The following is an 18,259-nucleotide window of genomic DNA, read 5'->3' as shown; positions in this document are numbered from 1 at the left end:
CTCGGGCGCTGAATGCTGTTTGTCCGATTACTCGCTGTATGCCTCAAGTGGTTGGCATGAGCAGACCAGGTTGCGGTCACCGAAAGCCCCATCGATACGCCGGACTGCTGGCCACACCTTAGGTCGGGCACCAATTCCCGCCGGATAGGCGGCAATCTCACGACTGTAGGGGTGGTTCCATTCGCGGACTAGTGACTCCGCGGTATGTGGGGCGCCGCGCAGTGGGTTGTCGTCCACCGGCCATTCGCCCGCACCAACCCGGTCGATTTCTTTGCGGATCGCAATCATGGCGTCGATGAAAGCGTCGAGTTCTTCGATGTTTTCGCTTTCGGTCGGTTCCACCATAAGAGTGCCCGGAACGGGGAAGCTCATGGTCGGGGCGTGGAAGCCGTAATCGGCGAGGCGCTTGGCAACGTCGTCAATCGTGACGCCCGTGGCCTTAGTGAGTGGCCGGATGTCGAGAATGCACTCGTGGGCGACCATACCGGCGTCACCGGTGTACAGAACTGGGAAGTACTCATCGAGGCGACGTGCCAAATAGTTCGCGGACGCAGTAGCTGTGAGCGTCGCACGGCGCAAACCTGCGTTACCCATCATGCGCATGTATGCCCAACTGATCGGCAGGATGGACGCTGACCCGTATGGGGCGGCGGAGATGGTTGGACCGTTGCCAAGTTCAGGCGCCAACGGGTGTCCTGGCAGGAACGGTGCAAGGTGTTCGAGTACGGCCACGGGACCAACACCTGGTCCCCCGCCACCGTGCGGGATGCAGAACGTCTTGTGCAAGTTGAGGTGGCTAACATCGCCACCAAAATGTCCTGGTCGGGCCACACCGACGAGCGCATTGAGGTTTGCTCCGTCAACGTAAACCTGCCCACCTGCGTCGTGCACAACCGCGCAGATGTCCCGGATCTCATGCTCAAACACACCGTGCGTCGACGGGTAGGTAATCATGATGGCGGCCAGGGTGTCGGCGTGGGCGTTCACCTTTGCGCGGAGGTCGTCAATATCGACGTCACCGTTGTCGCGACATTTCACGACGACCACGCGCATCCCAGCCATCACCGCGGAGGCAGCGTTTGTGCCGTGCGCACTCGACGGGATGACACACACGTCGCGCTGCGTGTCACCACGGCTGAGGTGGTAACCGCGAATGGCAAGCAGTCCGGCAAGTTCGCCCTGGCTTCCCGCGTTGGGCTGGAGGCTGACGCGGTCGTAGCCGGTGACTTCTGCAAGCCACGTTTCTAGATCTGCGATCAGGGCCCGAATACCTGCGGTGTCCTCGCTCGGGGCGAACGGGTGCAGGCCGGAAAACTCAGGCCAGGTGATGGCTTCCATCTCAGTAGTCGCGTTGAGCTTCATGGTGCATGAACCGAGCGGAATCATGCTGCGATCCAGCGCGACGTCTTTATCCGCCAGGGAGCGCAAGTAGCGCAACATCGCCGTCTCGGTACGGTAGCGGTGGAAAGCGGGGTGGGTTAAGTACTCCGATGTGCGTTGCAGCGCTGCCGGAATTGCGTTGATGGTGTTTGCAGCTGCTGTGGCGCGGCTGGTGAGCCCAAAAGCCGAGAGCACCGCGGAAACAATGGCATCATCTGTCGCTTCGTCACACGCAATGCTGATGTGGTCGGCATCGACGACTCGGAGAGTGATTCCGTCACGACGGGCAGAATCGAACACATCTTGTGCCTGCCCAGGGACGTGGGCAACTAGAGTGTCGAAGAACTGGTCATGACGCACTGAGATCGCGTTAGCGCGTAGCTCGGACGCAATCGTGTTGGCGTGGCCCGCAACCCGTTCCGCAATGGCCCGCAGGCCCTGAGGTCCGTGGTAACTGGCGTAGCTCGCAGCGAGGACGGCAAGAAGAACCTGCGCGGTGCAGATGTTGGATGTGGCTTTTTCACGCCGAATGTGCTGCTCGCGTGTCTGCAACGCAAGACGGTAGGCACGGTTTCCGTCCGCGTCCTTTGACACCCCGACCAGTCGACCGGGGAGCTGACGGGCGTACGCCTGCCGTGTTGCAAGGTAACCGGCGTGTGGCCCACCAAACCCCATGGGCACACCGAACCGCTGAGTGGTACCAAATACTGCGTCAGCGCCCATCTCTCCGGGCGGAGTAACGAGCGTCATGGCTAGGAGGTCTGCCCCAGCTGCAACCAACGCTCCACGCTCATGCGCGGCGTCGATGAGCGCACTCCAGTCGACAATGCGTCCACTAGCGCCGGGGGTCTGAACTAAAACGCCGTAGAATTCGCCGTCCGGAATTTCTACAGACAAATCGGCGTGAACAAGTTCGATTCCGAGTGGTTCAGCACGGGTTTCTAAGACTGCTTTAGTTTGGGGAAAAATGTCAGTGTCGACAATGAATCTCGGCGACTTCGACCTAGATGCACGGCGGAGCATTGTCATCGCCTCTGCTGCTGCCGTTGCTTCGTCGAGGAGCGACGAATTGGCCATGTCCATACCGGTGAGGTCCGCGACCATCGTTTGGAAGTTCAACAGCACTTCCAACCGGCCTTGGCTGATTTCAGGCTGGTATGGGGTGTAGGCGGTGTACCAAGCGGGGTTTTCGAGAATGTTGCGCACCAGCACCGGAGGGGTGAGCGTGTTGTAATACCCAAGCCCGATCATCGCCGTTGTCACCGTGTTGCGCTGCGCAAGGGCGCGTAACTCAGAAAGCACCTCGTATTCGCTTGCAGCATCGTGCTGGGCGTCAGCAAAGGCGTTGTCCAGAATGTCACTCGGGACCGCTTTGGCGGCGAGTTCGTCGAGAGATCCGACACCGATGACGGACAGAATATGACTGAGCGCTTCGGGGGTGATCCCAATATGGCGGTCAGCAAAACCATGCGCGGTCGAGTCAATCATGGTGCGCTCCTCGAGGGGCCGGGTAGAACAAGGTTGTCCTACTGTGGTCCTCCCCCTCTGTCGCCGCCAAGAATGGCGCCTGAGAGATTCAGCGCGCGTGCGCCTTTCCCCGTGGGCGGGCGGTCAAAGCCACCACTTTCCAGAGGCGTCGCAGCTCGCACGGTCCTGGGTGCCTGAGAGATTGTCGGAGAGGTGTTGCTCCTTCGGCGCCCCACTCAAACTAGGACCACAATGTGGACCTGTTCGGCGAGGACTCTCCCGCACGGCATCGACGCACCACTAGCTTACTGCGTGGTGTTGCGGCGCACGAATCAGCTCCGCACACTCACAACATTCGCCCGGTTACTACCCGATTTTGCGAGTCCGGTTGCGGCGTCGTGATGCCAGTTCGTCTTCCACCGATACTGCTGGCTCACCCAAGTCTGCTTGCTCCCCTGGGAACTCTGCTATTTTGCCCGTAAGTTCGCGCATGGCGCCGTTTATGGCAATACCGAAAACACCTTGGCCACCCTGAAGCAGGTCAACAACCTCTTCCGGTGAGGTGCACTCGTATACGGTGGTGCCGTCAGAGAACAGGGTGATGTTGGCCAAGTCAGCAACACCGCGTTGCCGCAAATGGTCAACAGCTGCCCGAATGTTCTGCAGCGAAATGCCGGTATCAAGCAGGCGCTTGACGATTTTAAGGACGAGCATGTCCTTGAAGGAATACAAGCGTTGACTGCCGGATCCAGCCGCGGTTCGGATGGATGGCTGCACCAATCCAGTTCTGGCCCAGTAGTCGAGTTGCCGGTATGTGATGCCTGCGATCTGGCAGGCCGTCGGCACTCGGTAGCCTACGAAGTCGTCAGGCACTGAGTCGTCGGGGAAAAGCCCCGGTTGTATTGGCGCACTAAGAGCACGAGCAGCGGGCGCTACATTCGGTGAAGTCGAGGCGTCAGAGCCACTTATTCCCGTCAGTTTATCGGCCACGGTATCTCCCTCTTGCCGGATCTGTAACTCCACACGGCCTTCGCCGCACTTACGCCACAGATATCGTGGAACCTTCCTGGTTCCTTCAGGGTGGTCGCGATGAGACTACCGCCCTGAAGCGTGACGCGCCTTTGCGCCTCGCCGATTTCAAGACTACAACTTAGTCAAATTCTGTATGAGTAAAATCACATAAATGTAATAAACAAAACGGAATAGTAAACTCTAAACCACTACTTGAGATTTTTACGTAGCCATTCTGAGACGCAATTAACTTTCGGGCGATTTAAAGTCATCAGGCGATACCGAATCCAGGAACTCTTTAAACTTCTCAACCTCGTCCTCCTTCTCATCAGGGATTACAAGGCCAGCCTCCTCAAGCACAGACTCTTCAGCGTAGATGGGGACATCAATGCGCAACGCGATCGCCACCGCATCTGACGGACGAGCAGAAACCCGAATATCTTTGTCGAAATGCAATTCGGCGTAAAAGGTGCCTTCCTGCAAATCAACTATGCGCACCTCTGTCAACGTATGCCCAAGTGCCACAACAACATCCCGAAACAAGTCATGTGTCAACGGCCGGGCAGGAACGACACCCTGTTGCTCCAAAGCGATCGATGTCGCCTCCGATTGCCCGATCCAAATTGGCAAATAACGGTCCCCATCGACCTCGCGGAGCAGCAAAACCGGTTGGTTTTGAGGTTGCTCTACACGAATGCCGACGACACGAACCTCGCCCATCATGACCGCCTCTCACATGCGACCGCCGAACCGAACAGGTCTGCCACCCTCCAGTTTATGGGAAGTGGTGACACCCTAGCGTAGCGATTCGCGCACAGCGGCCTTCAACAGCGCCCCATGAGCGGACACGATGAGCGAGCCTAACTCGCGCACAATCTCCTCAGCACGGTCCTTAGCGCCAGCTTCTCGCCCTTTGGCGACTGGTCCTGCAATCTGTGCGAGAAGGTCGGCTTGGCGCTCAGCGGCCATCCGGAACGACCGCAAATGTCGCGTATCTAATCCAAACTCAGCGAGTGCGTGGGCTGTCTTCACCAACGTCACCGAATCGCCATCAAAGTAACCACCGTTGCCGGGCTTCAGAAAGCCGGAAGTAACCAGGTCTTTCAAAAACGCCTTATCGACACCGGTGCGTTCAAGCAGTTCCTCGCCGCTGATCCGCGAGCCACCAGGCCCCGCATCAAATTGTTCTTCCGTCGACACCGCGAACGAACGCGGCAACCGCACCACTGGCCCCTCAAGCGTCGACCCTTGATCAATCGCATCGAGTTGCTCACGAATAACTTTCAAAGGCAAGTAGTGGTCACGCTGCGCCGTCAACACAAAACGGAGGCGCTCACAGTCCCCCGCCGAGAATCGGCGATATCCCGACGGGGTTCGTTGCGGACTCACAAGGCCCTCAGATTCGAGGAATCGAATCTTCGAGATAGTCACATCGGGAAAGTCGGGGCGGAGTTGATCGAGCACCGCCCCGATGGATAGACCCGAGCCGTGTAACGGGTGACTAGCAGCGGTCACTGGCTTCCCGCACCCGCAGTCTGCTCATCGTGTCCCGCTGATTTAGGGCCAGCGAGGAAAACGAGACGGAACTTCCCGATCTGCACCTCATCGCCGTTAGCCAACACAGCTGAATCAACTGGTTCACGATTGACATAGGTGCCGTTCAAACTGCCGACATCAACAACCTGAAACACACCGTTCTCGCGGCGGAATTCAGCATGGCGACGGCTCACAGTCACGTCATCTAGAAAAATATCGCTGTCTGGGTGGCGACCAGCCGAAGTCGTTGCCTCATCCAAGAGGAACCGGGATCCAGCATTGGGGCCACGCTTCACCACCAGTAGTGCCGAACCTGCGGGCAGACTTTCAATGCCAGAGACCTGTGGCTCCGGCGCTTGACCCGCCGCATCGAGCTCGCGCAGAAAATCCGCACGGAATACCGATGTGGTTTCCGCCGACGCCCCTTCGAACGCCGGATTATTCTGGTTCTCGCTCACCGTATCTCCTCTTTCTTCGTGCATCGTGACCAAACGACCCTGGATTACAGCTATGTGCGCCACAGCATCGTCGCCACGACTGCAATGTCATCCCCGACCATCAACATGACTCACACAGTGAGAGCCTCATCAACGATAGGTTCGACCGTACCCTGTCGCACAGCCTTGGCGGCTCGCTTGCGTTAGTTTTCTGCAATCCTCAGCGAAACTTAATGCGAACAATACTGATCGAACTTACTCGTCACCCGTAATCTCACGATACTCATCCGCATCAAGCGTGTCGTGCAGCGCAGCATCAAGAGTTTCCTCGTTGGAGACAGACAACTCCACGAGCCAACCCTTGTCATATGGCGACACATTCACCAACTCTGGGCTGTCACTCAGCGCATCATTCACCGCAGCAACGCGGCCACTGATGGGAGAGAAAATGTCGGAAACACTTTTGGTGGATTCCACCTCGCCGAGCGGCTCACCGGCAGCAACTTTGTCGCCAACAGTCGGCAACTGAACGAAGACAACGTCGTCAAGCTGCTTCTGAGCATAATCCGTGATGCCGATGCGCACCGATGTATCTCCCGTGCGCTGAACCCACTCATGCTCGCGGGTGTAGCGCAACTCCTCTGGGAGGCTGGCCTCGCTCACTAATGTCTTCCTTCCATCCGTGACAACTCGACTAACAACTTGACCGACCACTCGACTTACCCCTCGCCGCGACGAGGACCTACATGAAACATATCAGCGACACCATCACGACCCGCCAGACTGAGCGTATTGAGGTGTCGGCAGTTCGCGCAAGGCATCCACAACGACGTTTTCGCGCTTTTCGACGGTAAGCCGACCACCGCTGCGCGCAACAGTATCAACAGCACCACCCGGAATGTTCAAGGCGGCGTCAAGAGTTGGCGGATCACCAATGGCTGTGATCACATACGGACTCACCAAAGCTTCGCCTTCAACACTGACCGATCCCCCAGCGCCGACAAACCACGTATTCACTCCAACCCGAACGGGCCCGCCGGTATTAGGACCACTGCCCGCAATTTGGATAGCCTCCGCGCCAGCCGCGCGAAGTTCTTGAACCTGGTCAAGCAACACTTCCGCCGGTACCGCGTTATTGGGATCGCGGATAATCATCACGATCCCAGGGCCACGCGCCGCCACTATCCCGATATGGATGGCTAGTGCATCACGCTGAGCTTCGGCCTCCGCGAGCGCTGCCTGATTATCTGACCCTGACGCCACAATGGACGCGAGAGTCTCCTCAAGCGACTCGATTTCTACCCGCATCGAAGCCTCGCGGGCATTAAGTTGATCTAGCAATTCCAACAAATCGGTTTGCCGCATCCCGTCGAGCACATCGTCACTACTCGCCGTCCGGACTTGCGTTGTAATGGCAATTCCAAGCAGGACACATAAGGCAACAACAAGAACCGAAAATGCAACGCGGCGCCCTTGCTTGGACGCGGCTTTGGCTTCGTTGCTTTCTGGGCTGGTATCAGGCACCGAAAACTCCACGCCGGATAGCAGCCGCATTACCGAAGATGCGGATTCCAAGAACCACCAGAACAGCTGTCGACAATTGTGTACCTACACCTAGAAGGTCCCCAAGAAGCACTAGAAGCGATGCCACAGTGACATTAAAGACGAACGACACCACAAAAACTTTTGAGTCGAAGATGCCGTCAAAATAGGCTCGCAACCCGCCAAAAAGGGCATCGAGTGCCGCTACCACCGCGATCGGCATATACGGTTGCACAGCAACCGGGATGTCAGGGCTGAGATACACACCCAAAACCACCCCAACAAGCAGCGCGACGAGGCCAATCACCGGTCCTCCTGTTCCTGTGCGATTCGCACTTCCCTCACCGAGGCGGCGGGCATAGAAATATCTGCTGCATCACGCACAACAAAGCCCACACCATATAGCTGACTAATACCTGACATTCGCATATACGCGCCACTGGTCAAGAAGCTGGCCTGCACCTGGCGTGGTTCACCAATCGCAGAGACAACATATGGTTGCGGCACGACGCGATTGTCCACCAAGATGGCGCTACCGGCTTGCCGAATCGCCACGTGCGGACCAATCCTTACACCACCGACACTTACTGCCTCAGCGCCCGCAGCCCACAATGAATTGATGACGATCTGAAGATCCCGATCCAAGATCGTGTTGCGTTCCCCCGCAGGTTCCGACAAGACAACCTCGATACCGGGTCCGCGCACTGGGACCGACGCTGCAGCGAACTGTGTTCGACGCACCTGTTCGAGGATCGCACCATCGGGACCATCAAGGTCAAGCACCATATTTCGAGCATTCGAGATTTCTTCCACGAGTTCGTCACGTTCGTCCGCTAGCTGCGCCGTGCGAGTTTGTGCTGCACGAACTTCAGTCCTTAATGCGGAACGCACGGAATCAGTATCGTCTGCTCTGAGCTCGGCCCATCCTCGCGCCGAACCCAACGACACGCCAATTAACAAAGCACCCACTGCGAACCACACCTGCGCCGATCGTGCTCCGCGCTTCGTGGCAGATTCCTTTGCCGCTGCCTTCGCGTACCCCGGGTCGAGGTGATCTGTCATCAACGATCGCAGCAGCGATGGCGGCCGGTTATAAACCGGCGCGGACGACCGACGCCGTTTCACCGCTTGTGTTTTGGAAGTCGCGGGTTGTGCTTCACGAGCAATCGCACCTGCACTAAGTACAGCAGCATTGTCCACAGGTATAGGAACATGCCCCAGATGAGGAGTGCGTGCCCGATGGGGTCCATGACAGCAGCGAAGGCGGTTGTGCCCTGGGCTGCCAAAATGACAGGGAACGCATACATCAACGCGAAGGTTGCAGCTTTGCCCAAGTAGCTCACCGGTAGTGCATCCACACCTCGCGACCTAACAAACGGCACCATGCACGCGAGGATGGCGTCGCGGCCAATCAGTATGGCGACAACCCACCATGGAATGAAGTCTCGCCACGCGAACGCGATGGGGATGACAAACATGTATAACCGGTCAGCGAGTGGGTCCAGAATCGCCCCGAGTTTTGATGTTTGGTTGAGCAGTCGTGCGAGCTTGCCGTCGAGCCAGTCGCTGATGCCACTGAACACCAAAATGATGAGCGCCCACCCATCGAGTTCGTACACAAGCAACAAGACGAGAAAGATCGGCACACCCGCTAGCCGCATCAAGCTAAGTACGTTAGGCACGGTGAAGATGCGGTCGGTGGTGATAGCTGGTTCAGCCGCTAGCTCATCCAGCTCACGGACGTAATCTTCGGATCGCACGGGGCGCGGTAGACGTTTGGCGTATTCGGTGTAAGTTTCGCCTCGGCGGCGCAGCGGCGGGCGGGAACCCGGTTCCGGAGTCCTCATGTCTGCCACTCTTACACACCACTCTTCCGATGTGACGTCATCGACTATGTTGTTCGATCTTGTGTCGCTGTTTGGCCTTGTGTTGCTGTGGGGCCTTGTGTAGCAACGCGTAGCCCGCGCAACCAATCCACGACTCTACGATACGTGCATCGTCTCGCATGTTCACTCACGAGCAGCGACTTAACTGTTGCACACCCAGATGGCACTCATGCAACCTCCGGCGATGTTGGTGCCGCAGGTCGCTGCGCAAGCGTTGCATTTCGGAGCCTCTGTGAGATAACAGTCGTGATGCCGTCACCTCGCATGCTGACGCCGTATAAAGCGTCAGCCACCTCCATGGTGGTTTTTTGGTGCGTAATCACAATGAGCTGCGATGTTTCGCGGAGCTGTTCGAACAAGTGAATTAGGCGTCGCAGGTTGGTGTCATCGAGTGCAGCCTCAACTTCGTCCATCACATAAAAGGGTGACGGTCGTGCCCGGAAAATGGCGACAAGCAACGCGACGGCCGTAAGTGACTTTTCGCCGCCGGACAACAGCGACAACCGCTTGACCTTTTTTCCAGGCGGCCGTGCTTGTACTTCGATGCCAGTGGTGAGCATATCTGCGGGATCGGTCAAAACTAGTCGCCCGTCACCTCCGGGGAACAAAGTGCGGAACACCGTGACGAACTCACGCTCGACGTCGTAATAGGCATCGGTAAAGAGCTGGAGGATCCGCTTGTCTACGTCGTCGACGACACCAAGTAGATCCTGGCGGGCTGCCCGAACGTCCTCTAGTTGTGTTGAAAGGAAGTTGTAGCGCTCTTCGAGAGCTGCGAACTCTTCCAACGCTAAGGGGTTAACCTTGCCCAGCGCTGCGAGATCACGTTCCGCCGCTGCGAGCCTGCGTTTTTGTGCAGTGCGCTCGTATTTCATCGGTTGGGGCGCACTGACAAGTTCCCCGCGTTCTTTTGCCTGCTGATACTCGTGCAACTCCAGCGCCGATGGTGGCAAGGGGCTGTCGGGGCCGTATTCGGCGATGAGGTCGTCGGCGGCAATGCCAAATTGTTCGAGTACCTGTTCTTCGAGTTGTTCCACGCGTAATGCCGCCTCGGCGCGGATAACCTCGTCTCGATGCATCGCGTCGTTCAGACGGTGCAATTCGGAGTTGAGGGCGTGTAGGTGGTCCCGTTCGCGGAGGAGTTCGGCGTTGATTCCGTCGCGCTCGACGGAGAGTGCGTCGCGGTTTGCCGCCGCTTCGCTGACCGCCTTTGCGAGTCTGTGCGCGAGCATTTCAGCTTCTTGAACGATGACGTTTGCGGTGCGGGCTGCGGCCTCACGGCGCCGCTGCTGCTGTTCTGCTCGCGCCCGGGCATCGCGTTCTGCTCGGGCTGCACGCCGAAGGGACTCGGCCCGACCTCGCACAGCATTCGCGCGCTCCTCAGCCGTGCGGGCCCCCAAGCGTGCATCGACCTCGGCGGCACGCGCGGCGGCGAGGGCATGTGCGGCAGCTTCACGGCGGGTAGAAGTTCCGGCTTCGTCATGGTCATCGTCGCTGTCAGATTGCGCCCGCCGAAGCCGTTCTTCGTGCTCAGTTAACTCGGAGATGAGCTGATCGTGCTCAGCCTCAGCACGTAGGCGTTGGCTAATGAGGTGTTCACGTTCCGCATTTGTGCCGCGCACGCTATGCCCAAGGCGTGCAAGTTCCTCTTGTGTCTGAGTGATCGCAGTGTCGTTTGCGGCAAGTGCTGTATGAGCCTCCGCTAGAGCGTGGCGGCGATCGTCGAGTTCCTCGACTGCACCGGCAAGCGCCGCGGAGAGTTCCCGCGCACGGGTGGTGGCTTCGTTGAGCTGCACCTTCGCCGACGCAATGTCCGCCTGGACCTCCAAAGTAGAGGGTGTTTGAGCGGTACCACCTTCGACCCATCCGGTGCCGTAAATTTCCCCGCTCAGCGTCACAACACGCGCGGTCGGGTGACTGGCGAGGACCTGATCAATGAGATCGTTGTCGTCAACAACCACCGTGTGTGCCAGGCGTGAACGCACCGCTCCGGCTAGCGATTGTGGTGGCGCAACGAGGTCCGCTGCCCAAACTGCGCCTTGCGGCAGACTTGTCGAATCACTGTTGTCGGCGGATTGGGTCGGGGGAATATCGATCATGATGACCGCGCGCCCCCGGTCTGCCTCACGGAGAGAGGAAAGCGCGTCAGCCGCTGTTTCGGAATTCAACGACGTGACAGCATCTGCTGCGGCACCGAGTGCGGCGGAAATCGCCACCTCGTATCCAGTGGACAGTTGAACAACGTCGGGCAACCGCGCACCCACGCCGCTGTGATGATCATGAAGCCACGTGGGACCGTCAGCGCGGCGCAAACCAGCGGACAGTGTGTCAATCCTCGATGTTAACGACACCACTTCATGCCCAGCGCCACGCTCGGCATCCCGAAGCTCTTTGACACGATTCTCAGCCTTCGCCAGAGTCGCCCGCGCACGTTCGTACTGGCGGTCCAGCTTTTCCTCCACGGCCTCGTGTTCAGCCAGGGTGACGCTGGTGGCGTCGAACGCTTCCTGCGCGGCTTCGTTGCGGCGTTGAGCATCCGCTATCCGCTCGTTGAACCGCGACACCTCAGCGTCGAAGGATTCGACTCGTGTCTGTAGGTTCTCAACTTTCCCCGCCAAACGCGCAAGGCCTTCACGGCGGTCCGCGATAGCTCGCACGGCCGCAAGGTGTTCCCGCTCCGCGGTAGCAGCCTCGTCTTCGCACGCAGCGAGCTCCTCGCGAACCGTTTCGAGTGCCGCTTCGGCCATGAGCACGGCCTCGTTGAGCTCGTTTTCCTGCTGGGCAAAATGCTCGGCCTGCGCATCAAGTTCATCAGGATCCTGACCACGCTGCGCCACCGTGGCGCTCGTGAGGTGCCGCTCCCGTTCACGCGCCACACGAATGGTGGCATTCACACGTTCCGCGATGGAAGACAACGTAAACCAAACCTGCGATGCTTCTTCGGCGCGCGGCGACACCGTTTCGGCTTGACTCGCAAGGCTCCCGACTCGCGCGTTGACCGTGTCGAACTTCTCGCGAACGGCCGCCGCACGCTCGCGGGCAAGAGTTTCGTTGTGCTGTTGATCAGCCAATTCGACCCGTCGCTGCACAACGTCATCAGCGGCGATGCGTAGCTTTGCGTCGCGCACGTCAGCCTGAATTACTTGAGCGCGCCGGGCAACATCAGCTTGTCTCGCAAGCGGTTTGAGTTGCCGCCGCAGTTCGCCGGTGAGGTCGGAAAGTCGAGACAGATTAGCCTGCATGGCGTTGAGTTTGCGGAGTGCTTTTTCTTTGCGACGGCGGTGCTTGAGCACACCCGCGGCTTCTTCGATATAGGCGCGTAGATCTTCGGGCCGAGACTCGAGAATGTGAGCTAACTGTCCTTGCCCCACGATGACGTGCATTTCGCGCCCAATGCCAGAGTCGCTGAGCAGCTCCTGGACGTCCATAAGCCGACAACTCGCGCCATTGATTTCATATTCACTCGCACCATCACGAAACACGCGACGCGTAATAGAGACTTCAGAATATTCGATGGGCAGCGCACCATCAGTGTTATCGATTGTGAGCGTAACTTCAGCGCGGCCTAACGCACCGCGACCCGAAGTTCCGGCGAAGATGACATCTTCCATCTTTCCACCACGCAGCGCTTTAGCGCCCTGTTCGCCCATCACCCAAGACAGCGCATCCACGACATTGGATTTGCCTGAACCATTCGGCCCCACAACACAGGTGATGCCTGGTTCAAACTGCAGTGTGGTTGCCGATGCGAAGGATTTAAACCCCTTAAGCGTCAGCGACTTCAAGTACATGCCGCTACCGCTCCACAAACCCTTGTACGTCACCGCGGGGTTCGTCCCACGACTCGACAACCACCGTCACGACGCCAGGGGTCTTACCTGACCGCAGCAAAGCGAGCAGCTTCTCGCATGCCGACCGCTCGCCCTCAGCAACTACTAGGACACGGCCATCACGATGATTTGTGGCATGACCGACGAGGCCAAGCTCCAGCGCCCGAGATCGGGTCCACCATCGGAACCCGACCCCCTGCACTGTGCCATGCACCCACGCCGTTAACCGAACCATCCCGACATTATGTCGCTGCACTCCGACAAGTTTGAAACTAACGCGCCGGTAACAGTGCAGCGAAGATTACCGAGAGCGATTGATCCGGACCCGCGGAAGCCGTGGTGGGTAAACCTGACCGGCTTCAAAAGCAATACTGGGAACGGTGACAGTTGGGATTGTGTACGACCCGATCTTGCCAACCCCCCGCAGCTCAAACGACGGGGTCGTAAACGACTTCACCTGTGACGCGAGGAAGACCGCAACCTTCACCGTGGCCGGATCTACTCGAATAAATCCACGTGGACGATCTTGCTCTGGCCGTTCCTGGGCTGGCTGCACACCGTCTACCTGCTTGGTCGTTGTCCCAGCTCGAGGCCGTGGACCAAACTCGCCAACGCCGGAGCGCAATTGCCGAGGCCTACGCGCCTTCGTACGAGGATCGGCCGCACGCCGAGTGCGCGTCTGCGCTCTAGTCTTGCTCCGCGGTGCCTTGCCCGTCACGACTCCCCCTCAATGGTCAGGTCAACCTTTGTGCCCTCTTTTAGCGTACGACCGACGGTGCAGTTGCGCTCAATGGCACGCTCGACAACCAGCAGCAAACGCTGTTGGGCATCCGCATCGAGTTCACTGAGGTCGAGTTCCAACACTTCGTCAAGCAACGGATACGTTTCACTCTCCCGATCAGGCGAGCCAGTAACGCGAATTCGCGCGTCATAGTTGTCGCCAAGACGTCGCGACAGTGGGCCGTCCGACGACAAACCAGAACATGCCGCAAGCGCAATCTTCAACAGTTCGCCCGGGGTGAACACGCCGTCAACGTCAACAGATCCAATCTGGACCTCGGCGCCACGCGAATTTTTCCCCGTATAGCGCCGCACACCAGCGCGGTCTACCCACAGACGAACATTGTCAGGGTTGGGATTGCGGACCTCGGACTCGTGCAGATCATCTTCCATGATGGTAATAATCCCATCTGGGGCCTAGAAATTCCGCTCAGCAGGCCCAAGGAGAGAGAAACAACACGCCTCCAGCGAGATCAACTCACAGGCGCGGACTTCTTGTACGGCACGGTGTCGTAGCTTTCGATATCGAATTCACTGAGACGTTTACGCATCAACGTGGTGGAGTACGGCCAGGCAGCGAAGTTTTTGCCATTCTCATCTAGGTAGTAGCTAGAACACCCACCGTGGTTGAACACAGTGTGTTGCAGCGCTTCTTGGATGTCGTCGTTGAATTCACGGAGCACTTCTGGTTTTAACGACAGCACCTCAACGCCATACTTATCTGCCTTCGTGATGGCATCGATAACGTAATTCATCTGGTCCTCAGCAATTCCGAGGAACGAGTTGTATACCAAAAGATTAGGACCGAGCATTATAAAAGCATTCGGCACATTAACCGTCGTTGTGCCCAGGTACGCTTCCGGGCTCGCCGTCCACGCATCAGACAGCATGGTGCCATCTTCACCCCGAATATGCCGAGAAATAGGTGGATGGCTGACGTCAAAACCAGTGCCGAAGATGATCACATCAACTTCGCAAGTCGTACCGTCAGCAGCTGTCACGGAATGCTCACCAACACTCTGCAAAGCATGAGGAACGAGCTCAACATTCGGCTTTGTTAGCGCAGGTAAGAATTCGTTAGAGATGAGTAGCCGCTTGCAGCCAAGGCTGAACTTAGGCGTCAAATGTTTCCGTAACTCAGGGTCCTTAACCTGGGCCCGCAAAAACGACGTGCCGATGATGTTCAACCGCTTCGCAGCAGCTTCGTGGCGCATCGCCAGAGTGAGCAACCGGAGGATTCCGTCAAGCCCATGTCGCATGCCACGTTGAGTAGCCGGCGCCTTCCGGAAGACACTCTTAAGCAAGCCTGGTACAGGCATATCCACACGGGGAATCACCCATGAAGCAGTTCGCTGAAATACATACATTTGAGAAACTACAGGCTGAATCTCGGGCACAAACTGGACCGCAGACGCACCAGTACCGATCACCGCGACACGTTTACCGCTGAGGTCGAGGTCATGATTCCACCGGGCCGAATGGAAAATGTCGCCAGTGAACGTGCCGATACCAGGTACGTCCGGCAACTTCGGTTCGGTTATGGGACCACCCGCGAAAACTGCAAACTGCGATTGAAACGAACCGTTGGTCGTGTCGATAAGCCACCGACGCGCCTCACTGTCCCAGCGAGCCTCCGTCACCTCAGTACGGAACCGGATCTTGCGATAAACATCGAACTTTTCGGCAGTCGCCTCAACATACTCAAGAATGTCCGGTTGCAGCGCGAACGTCGAATTCCAGTCCGGATTGGGGTTAAACGTAAACGAATAGACGTTGGAAGGGATGTCACATCCGCAGCCTGGGTAAGTATTGTCGCGCCACGTCCCACCGACCCTGTCGGCCTTCTCCAACACAACAACGTCATCAATACCCGCACGTTCGAGCTTGATCGCAGCGGCAATGCCCGCCAAACCAGCACCAACCACAACTACGCGGAACTCTTCGCGCTCAGACATGCGTTTCCCCTACTTCCAGCTCACAGGCAATACCTTCGTAGCTTAGACACAGTGTCTCACTCGTGAGTCTCGACGCGCAGAAGTTCTACCGAGGCCGGTTACTACTCAGGCCGAGTTCTACTTGGGCCGAGTTCTACTTGGGCCGAGTTCTACTTGGGCCGGGTCCTGCTTAGGCCGGGGCCGCATTCGACGTGCGCCGGGGCCGCGGCTGACACCGAGGGCAATAAAACGACGACCGATTCATAAACGACTCACGACGCATCACCGCCCCACACCGCACGCACGGCTCATTCTCACGCCCATACGCATTCAGCGATCGACTGAAATACCCCGACTGCCCGTTCACGTTCACATATAGCGCGTCGAATGTGGTTCCGCCTTGTGCGAGTGCTTCTGTCATGACATCAGCGGCCGCGTGGATCAACCGTCGCAGTTTTGGCCGGGACTGGGTTTGTGCGATGCGCGCACCGTGCATGCCGACTCGCCACAGCGCCTCGTCTGCATAGATGTTTCCAATTCCTGACACCACTGTTTGGTCAAGTAAAAGCCTCTTGACCTCAGATGTCTTGCCGCGCATCACTTCGACTACCTGATCGATGTCGCACAGTGGATCGAGAGGATCGCGAGCGATATGGGTTATCGGCACCGGAACTATAGCGCCGCCGTGGCTGGGCACGAGGTCTGCCATCATCCAGCCGCCAAATGTGCGTTGGTCGACGAATCGCAGTTCCATCCCGTTGGCGAGCGACACCACGATGCGGGCATGGGCTTCCCGTGCAACATTTGGCGGCTGGACCAGCATTTGGCCGCTCATCCCCAGATGAACGAGCACTGATTCCTCGCCAGCACCGCTGGGCGAGTCGAGTTCAAGCCACAAGTATTTGCCTCGGCGGTGAGCGGCAACGAATTGACGCCCCTGCAGGCGGGTCTCGATGTCGCGCGCCCCCGGCACATGTCGCCGAACCGCACGCGGGTGCAATACGGCGACATGGTTGATCGTGGAAGCCAAAATGTGGCGCTCTAGGCCAAGCCGTACAACCTCAACTTCGGGCAGTTCAGGCAAACTGCACCGCTACTCTGCTGGGACCGACAATGCAGACAGCGCATGCCATGCGGCACCGGCGGCCTTCTGTTCGGCTTCCTTCTTGGTGCGTCCAGTTCCGGTACCGTAGTCCGTTCCCGAAACCCGCACCGTCGCGGTGAATTCCTTGTCATGATCAGGCCCCGACGACTCGACGTCGTATGCCGGGACGCCCAACCCTTGCTCCGCGGTCAGTTCCTGCAAACTGGTTTTCCAATCGAGGCCAGCACCAAGACGCGGTCCACGCTCAAGGTGCCCGCGGAACAGTCTCAGCACCACATCGCGTGCCACATCCAGACCGTGGTCGAGATAGATGGCGCCAAGGATGGATTCCATCCCGTCAGCAAGGATGCTTGCCTTGTCACGGCCGCCAGTTAGTTCCTCACCTTTGCCGAGGAAGATATGGGCGCCGAGACCGCCTTCGCCGAGTTCCCTCGCAACGTCAGCTAGTGCGTTCATATTGACGACACTGGACCGGATCTTCGCGAGTTCACCTTCTGGTTTATCTGGGTGCGTCACATACAAGTGCTCCGTGATGGCCAAGCCCAAAACAGAGTCCCCGAGAAACTCGAGCCGCTCGTTGGTCGGCAAACCTCCGTGCTCGTAAGCATATGAACGGTGCGTCAACGCCAAGGTTAGAAGATCTTCGCGAATACCAACGCCCAAAGCAGCGATCAACTGCTCACGATCAGATGTGCTGTTGGCCATGGAATCCTTCGCTGTCAAAATTTAAGCAACCATCAGTTTTTCGATGAATCTGCGCTGCCCATTTTGTCCAGCAGACCCGACCACCGAGGATCTATTGTGTCATGCCCATGGTCAGGTTCGGCACTAGCGATCGGAACACCGCAGTCGGTGCACAATCCCGGGCAGTCCTCCGAGCACAATGGCTGCAACGGCAACTCGAGCCCAAGCCCGTTGATCACTACAGGCTCAAGATCGATTAGGTCATCAATGAGGCGGTAGATCTCTTCTTCTTCCGTCGTTGCCGACGTAACGCTGTGTGGATAGGCGAACAACTCGGTGATAGGAACTTCGACATCAAGGTCCATCGGTTCGAGGCAACGAACGCAGTCCCCCGAGGCGATGCTCGACACTGTCCCGGTGACCAAAATGCCCTCGGACACAGATTCCAACCGCAAGTCCAGAGTTACATCTCTGCCCTTGTCGATCGCAATCATGTCTAGGCCCATACGCGAAGGCGCTGATACGACGCGATGTTCCTCACGCATTGACCCTGGCGCCCGATTCAACGCTCGTGCATCCAGCACAAACGGCGCATTTCTATTAGGTAGCGCCGAACCATGCTGGCTAGACATCACACACTCACACTCCGATTCAGGTGAAACTCAAC

Annotated in this window: 18 protein-coding genes and 1 riboswitch; all 18 genes read right to left on the bottom strand. The window is 57.9% G+C overall.

Annotation, left to right across the window (positions count from 1 at the left end; all coding sequences use genetic code 11):
• Positions 1–27 precede the first annotated feature (27 nt).
• The 18 genes from gcvP to IEW73_RS00365 all read right to left on the bottom strand — a co-directional run bounded on the left by gcvP (position 28) and on the right by IEW73_RS00365 (position 18,224).
• Positions 28–2,868, bottom strand: coding sequence for an aminomethyl-transferring glycine dehydrogenase (gene gcvP, locus IEW73_RS00450; RefSeq protein WP_188669668.1), 2,841 nt, complete (start codon positions 2,866–2,868; stop codon positions 28–30).
• Between the two features lie 150 nt (positions 2,869–3,018).
• Positions 3,019–3,139, bottom strand: a riboswitch (glycine riboswitch).
• 74 nt (positions 3,140–3,213) lie between these two features.
• Positions 3,214–3,816 (bottom strand): MerR family transcriptional regulator, encoded by a 603-nt coding sequence (locus IEW73_RS00445; protein ID WP_372433612.1) that lies wholly within the window; start codon positions 3,814–3,816, stop codon positions 3,214–3,216.
• A gap of 288 nt (positions 3,817–4,104) precedes the next feature.
• Positions 4,105–4,578 carry a bifunctional nuclease family protein gene (locus IEW73_RS00440; RefSeq protein WP_188672628.1) on the bottom strand — a complete coding sequence of 158 codons (474 nt, stop codon included), beginning with the start codon at positions 4,576–4,578 and terminating at the stop codon, positions 4,105–4,107.
• Positions 4,579–4,653: 75 nt separating this feature from the next.
• The gene (gene ftsR / locus IEW73_RS00435; RefSeq protein ID WP_188669666.1) at positions 4,654–5,373 is read right to left on the bottom strand and encodes a transcriptional regulator FtsR; all 720 of its coding nucleotides are present in this window, start codon (positions 5,371–5,373) and stop codon (positions 4,654–4,656) included.
• Positions 5,370–5,876, bottom strand: coding sequence for an oxoglutarate dehydrogenase inhibitor Odhl (odhI, locus tag IEW73_RS00430; protein WP_373286495.1), 507 nt, complete (start codon positions 5,874–5,876; stop codon positions 5,370–5,372). Before odhI ends, ftsR begins: the two co-directional genes overlap by 4 nt.
• A gap of 210 nt (positions 5,877–6,086) precedes the next feature.
• Positions 6,087–6,494: a glycine cleavage system protein GcvH gene (gene gcvH / locus IEW73_RS00425; protein ID WP_188669664.1), complete on the bottom strand. Its 408-nt coding sequence runs from the start codon at positions 6,492–6,494 to the stop codon at positions 6,087–6,089.
• A gap of 105 nt (positions 6,495–6,599) precedes the next feature.
• On the bottom strand, positions 6,600–7,355 hold the full coding sequence (locus IEW73_RS00420) for a DUF881 domain-containing protein (RefSeq protein ID WP_229675619.1): 756 nt from the start codon (positions 7,353–7,355) through the stop codon (positions 6,600–6,602).
• On the bottom strand, positions 7,348–7,680 hold the full coding sequence (locus tag IEW73_RS00415) for a small basic family protein (RefSeq protein ID WP_188669662.1): 333 nt from the start codon (positions 7,678–7,680) through the stop codon (positions 7,348–7,350). The genes IEW73_RS00420 and IEW73_RS00415 overlap by 8 nt, the downstream gene beginning before the upstream one ends.
• The gene (locus IEW73_RS00410; protein ID WP_188669661.1) at positions 7,677–8,435 is read right to left on the bottom strand and encodes a DUF881 domain-containing protein; all 759 of its coding nucleotides are present in this window, start codon (positions 8,433–8,435) and stop codon (positions 7,677–7,679) included. The genes IEW73_RS00415 and IEW73_RS00410 overlap by 4 nt, the downstream gene beginning before the upstream one ends.
• Positions 8,436–8,494: 59 nt before the next feature.
• Positions 8,495–9,106 carry a CDP-alcohol phosphatidyltransferase family protein gene (locus tag IEW73_RS00405; protein ID WP_372433613.1) on the bottom strand — a complete coding sequence of 204 codons (612 nt, stop codon included), beginning with the start codon at positions 9,104–9,106 and terminating at the stop codon, positions 8,495–8,497.
• Between the two features lie 320 nt (positions 9,107–9,426).
• Positions 9,427–13,050, bottom strand: a complete 3,624-nt coding sequence (gene smc, locus IEW73_RS00400; RefSeq protein ID WP_188669659.1) for a chromosome segregation protein SMC — start codon at positions 13,048–13,050, stop codon at positions 9,427–9,429.
• Between the two features lie 4 nt (positions 13,051–13,054).
• On the bottom strand, positions 13,055–13,324 hold the full coding sequence (locus IEW73_RS00395; RefSeq protein WP_188669658.1) for an acylphosphatase: 270 nt from the start codon (positions 13,322–13,324) through the stop codon (positions 13,055–13,057).
• A gap of 66 nt (positions 13,325–13,390) precedes the next feature.
• Positions 13,391–13,807 carry a hypothetical protein gene (locus IEW73_RS00390; protein WP_188669657.1) on the bottom strand — a complete coding sequence of 139 codons (417 nt, stop codon included), beginning with the start codon at positions 13,805–13,807 and terminating at the stop codon, positions 13,391–13,393.
• Entirely contained in the window at positions 13,804–14,262 is a 459-nt protein-coding gene (locus IEW73_RS00385) for an OsmC family protein (protein ID WP_188669656.1), read from the bottom strand. The genes IEW73_RS00390 and IEW73_RS00385 overlap by 4 nt, the downstream gene beginning before the upstream one ends.
• A gap of 80 nt (positions 14,263–14,342) precedes the next feature.
• A complete protein-coding gene (locus IEW73_RS00380) occupies positions 14,343–15,824 on the bottom strand; it encodes a flavin-containing monooxygenase (RefSeq protein WP_188669655.1) in 1,482 nt (493 codons plus the stop codon).
• 169 nt (positions 15,825–15,993) lie between these two features.
• Positions 15,994–16,887, bottom strand: a complete 894-nt coding sequence (gene mutM, locus IEW73_RS00375; protein ID WP_188669654.1) for a bifunctional DNA-formamidopyrimidine glycosylase/DNA-(apurinic or apyrimidinic site) lyase — start codon at positions 16,885–16,887, stop codon at positions 15,994–15,996.
• A gap of 9 nt (positions 16,888–16,896) precedes the next feature.
• Positions 16,897–17,613 (bottom strand): ribonuclease III, encoded by a 717-nt coding sequence (gene rnc / locus IEW73_RS00370; protein WP_188669653.1) that lies wholly within the window; start codon positions 17,611–17,613, stop codon positions 16,897–16,899.
• Positions 17,614–17,645: 32 nt separating this feature from the next.
• A complete protein-coding gene (locus IEW73_RS00365) occupies positions 17,646–18,224 on the bottom strand; it encodes a YceD family protein (RefSeq protein ID WP_188669652.1) in 579 nt (192 codons plus the stop codon).
• Between the last annotated feature and the right edge of the window lie 35 nt (positions 18,225–18,259).

This window comes from Hoyosella rhizosphaerae (genome assembly GCF_014643175.1).
Taxonomy (GTDB): Bacteria; Actinomycetota; Actinomycetes; order Mycobacteriales; family Mycobacteriaceae; genus Lolliginicoccus; species Lolliginicoccus rhizosphaerae.
Note: the sequence above shows the minus strand (reverse complement) of the source record. Positions and strands in the feature narration are given on the sequence as shown.

Bases quoted from the DNA above. Each gene is read 5' to 3' on its own strand.
- gcvP (WP_188669668.1), bottom strand. From the start codon at position 2,868: ATGATTGACTCGACCGCGCATGGTTTTGCTGACCGCCATATTGGGATC.
- IEW73_RS00440 (WP_188672628.1), bottom strand. From the start codon at position 4,578: ATGGGCGAGGTTCGTGTCGTCGGCATTCGTGTAGAGCAACCTCAAAAC.
- odhI (WP_373286495.1), bottom strand. From the start codon at position 5,876: ATGCACGAAGAAAGAGGAGATACGGTGAGCGAGAACCAGAATAATCCG.
- IEW73_RS00410 (WP_188669661.1), bottom strand. From the start codon at position 8,435: ATGACAGATCACCTCGACCCGGGGTACGCGAAGGCAGCGGCAAAGGAA.
- smc (WP_188669659.1), bottom strand. From the start codon at position 13,050: ATGTACTTGAAGTCGCTGACGCTTAAGGGGTTTAAATCCTTCGCATCG.
- IEW73_RS00395 (WP_188669658.1), bottom strand. From the start codon at position 13,324: ATGGTTCGGTTAACGGCGTGGGTGCATGGCACAGTGCAGGGGGTCGGG.
- IEW73_RS00385 (WP_188669656.1), bottom strand. From the start codon at position 14,262: ATGGAAGATGATCTGCACGAGTCCGAGGTCCGCAATCCCAACCCTGAC.
- IEW73_RS00380 (WP_188669655.1), bottom strand. From the start codon at position 15,824: ATGTCTGAGCGCGAAGAGTTCCGCGTAGTTGTGGTTGGTGCTGGTTTG.
- rnc (WP_188669653.1), bottom strand. From the start codon at position 17,613: ATGGCCAACAGCACATCTGATCGTGAGCAGTTGATCGCTGCTTTGGGC.
- IEW73_RS00365 (WP_188669652.1), bottom strand. From the start codon at position 18,224: ATGTCTAGCCAGCATGGTTCGGCGCTACCTAATAGAAATGCGCCGTTT.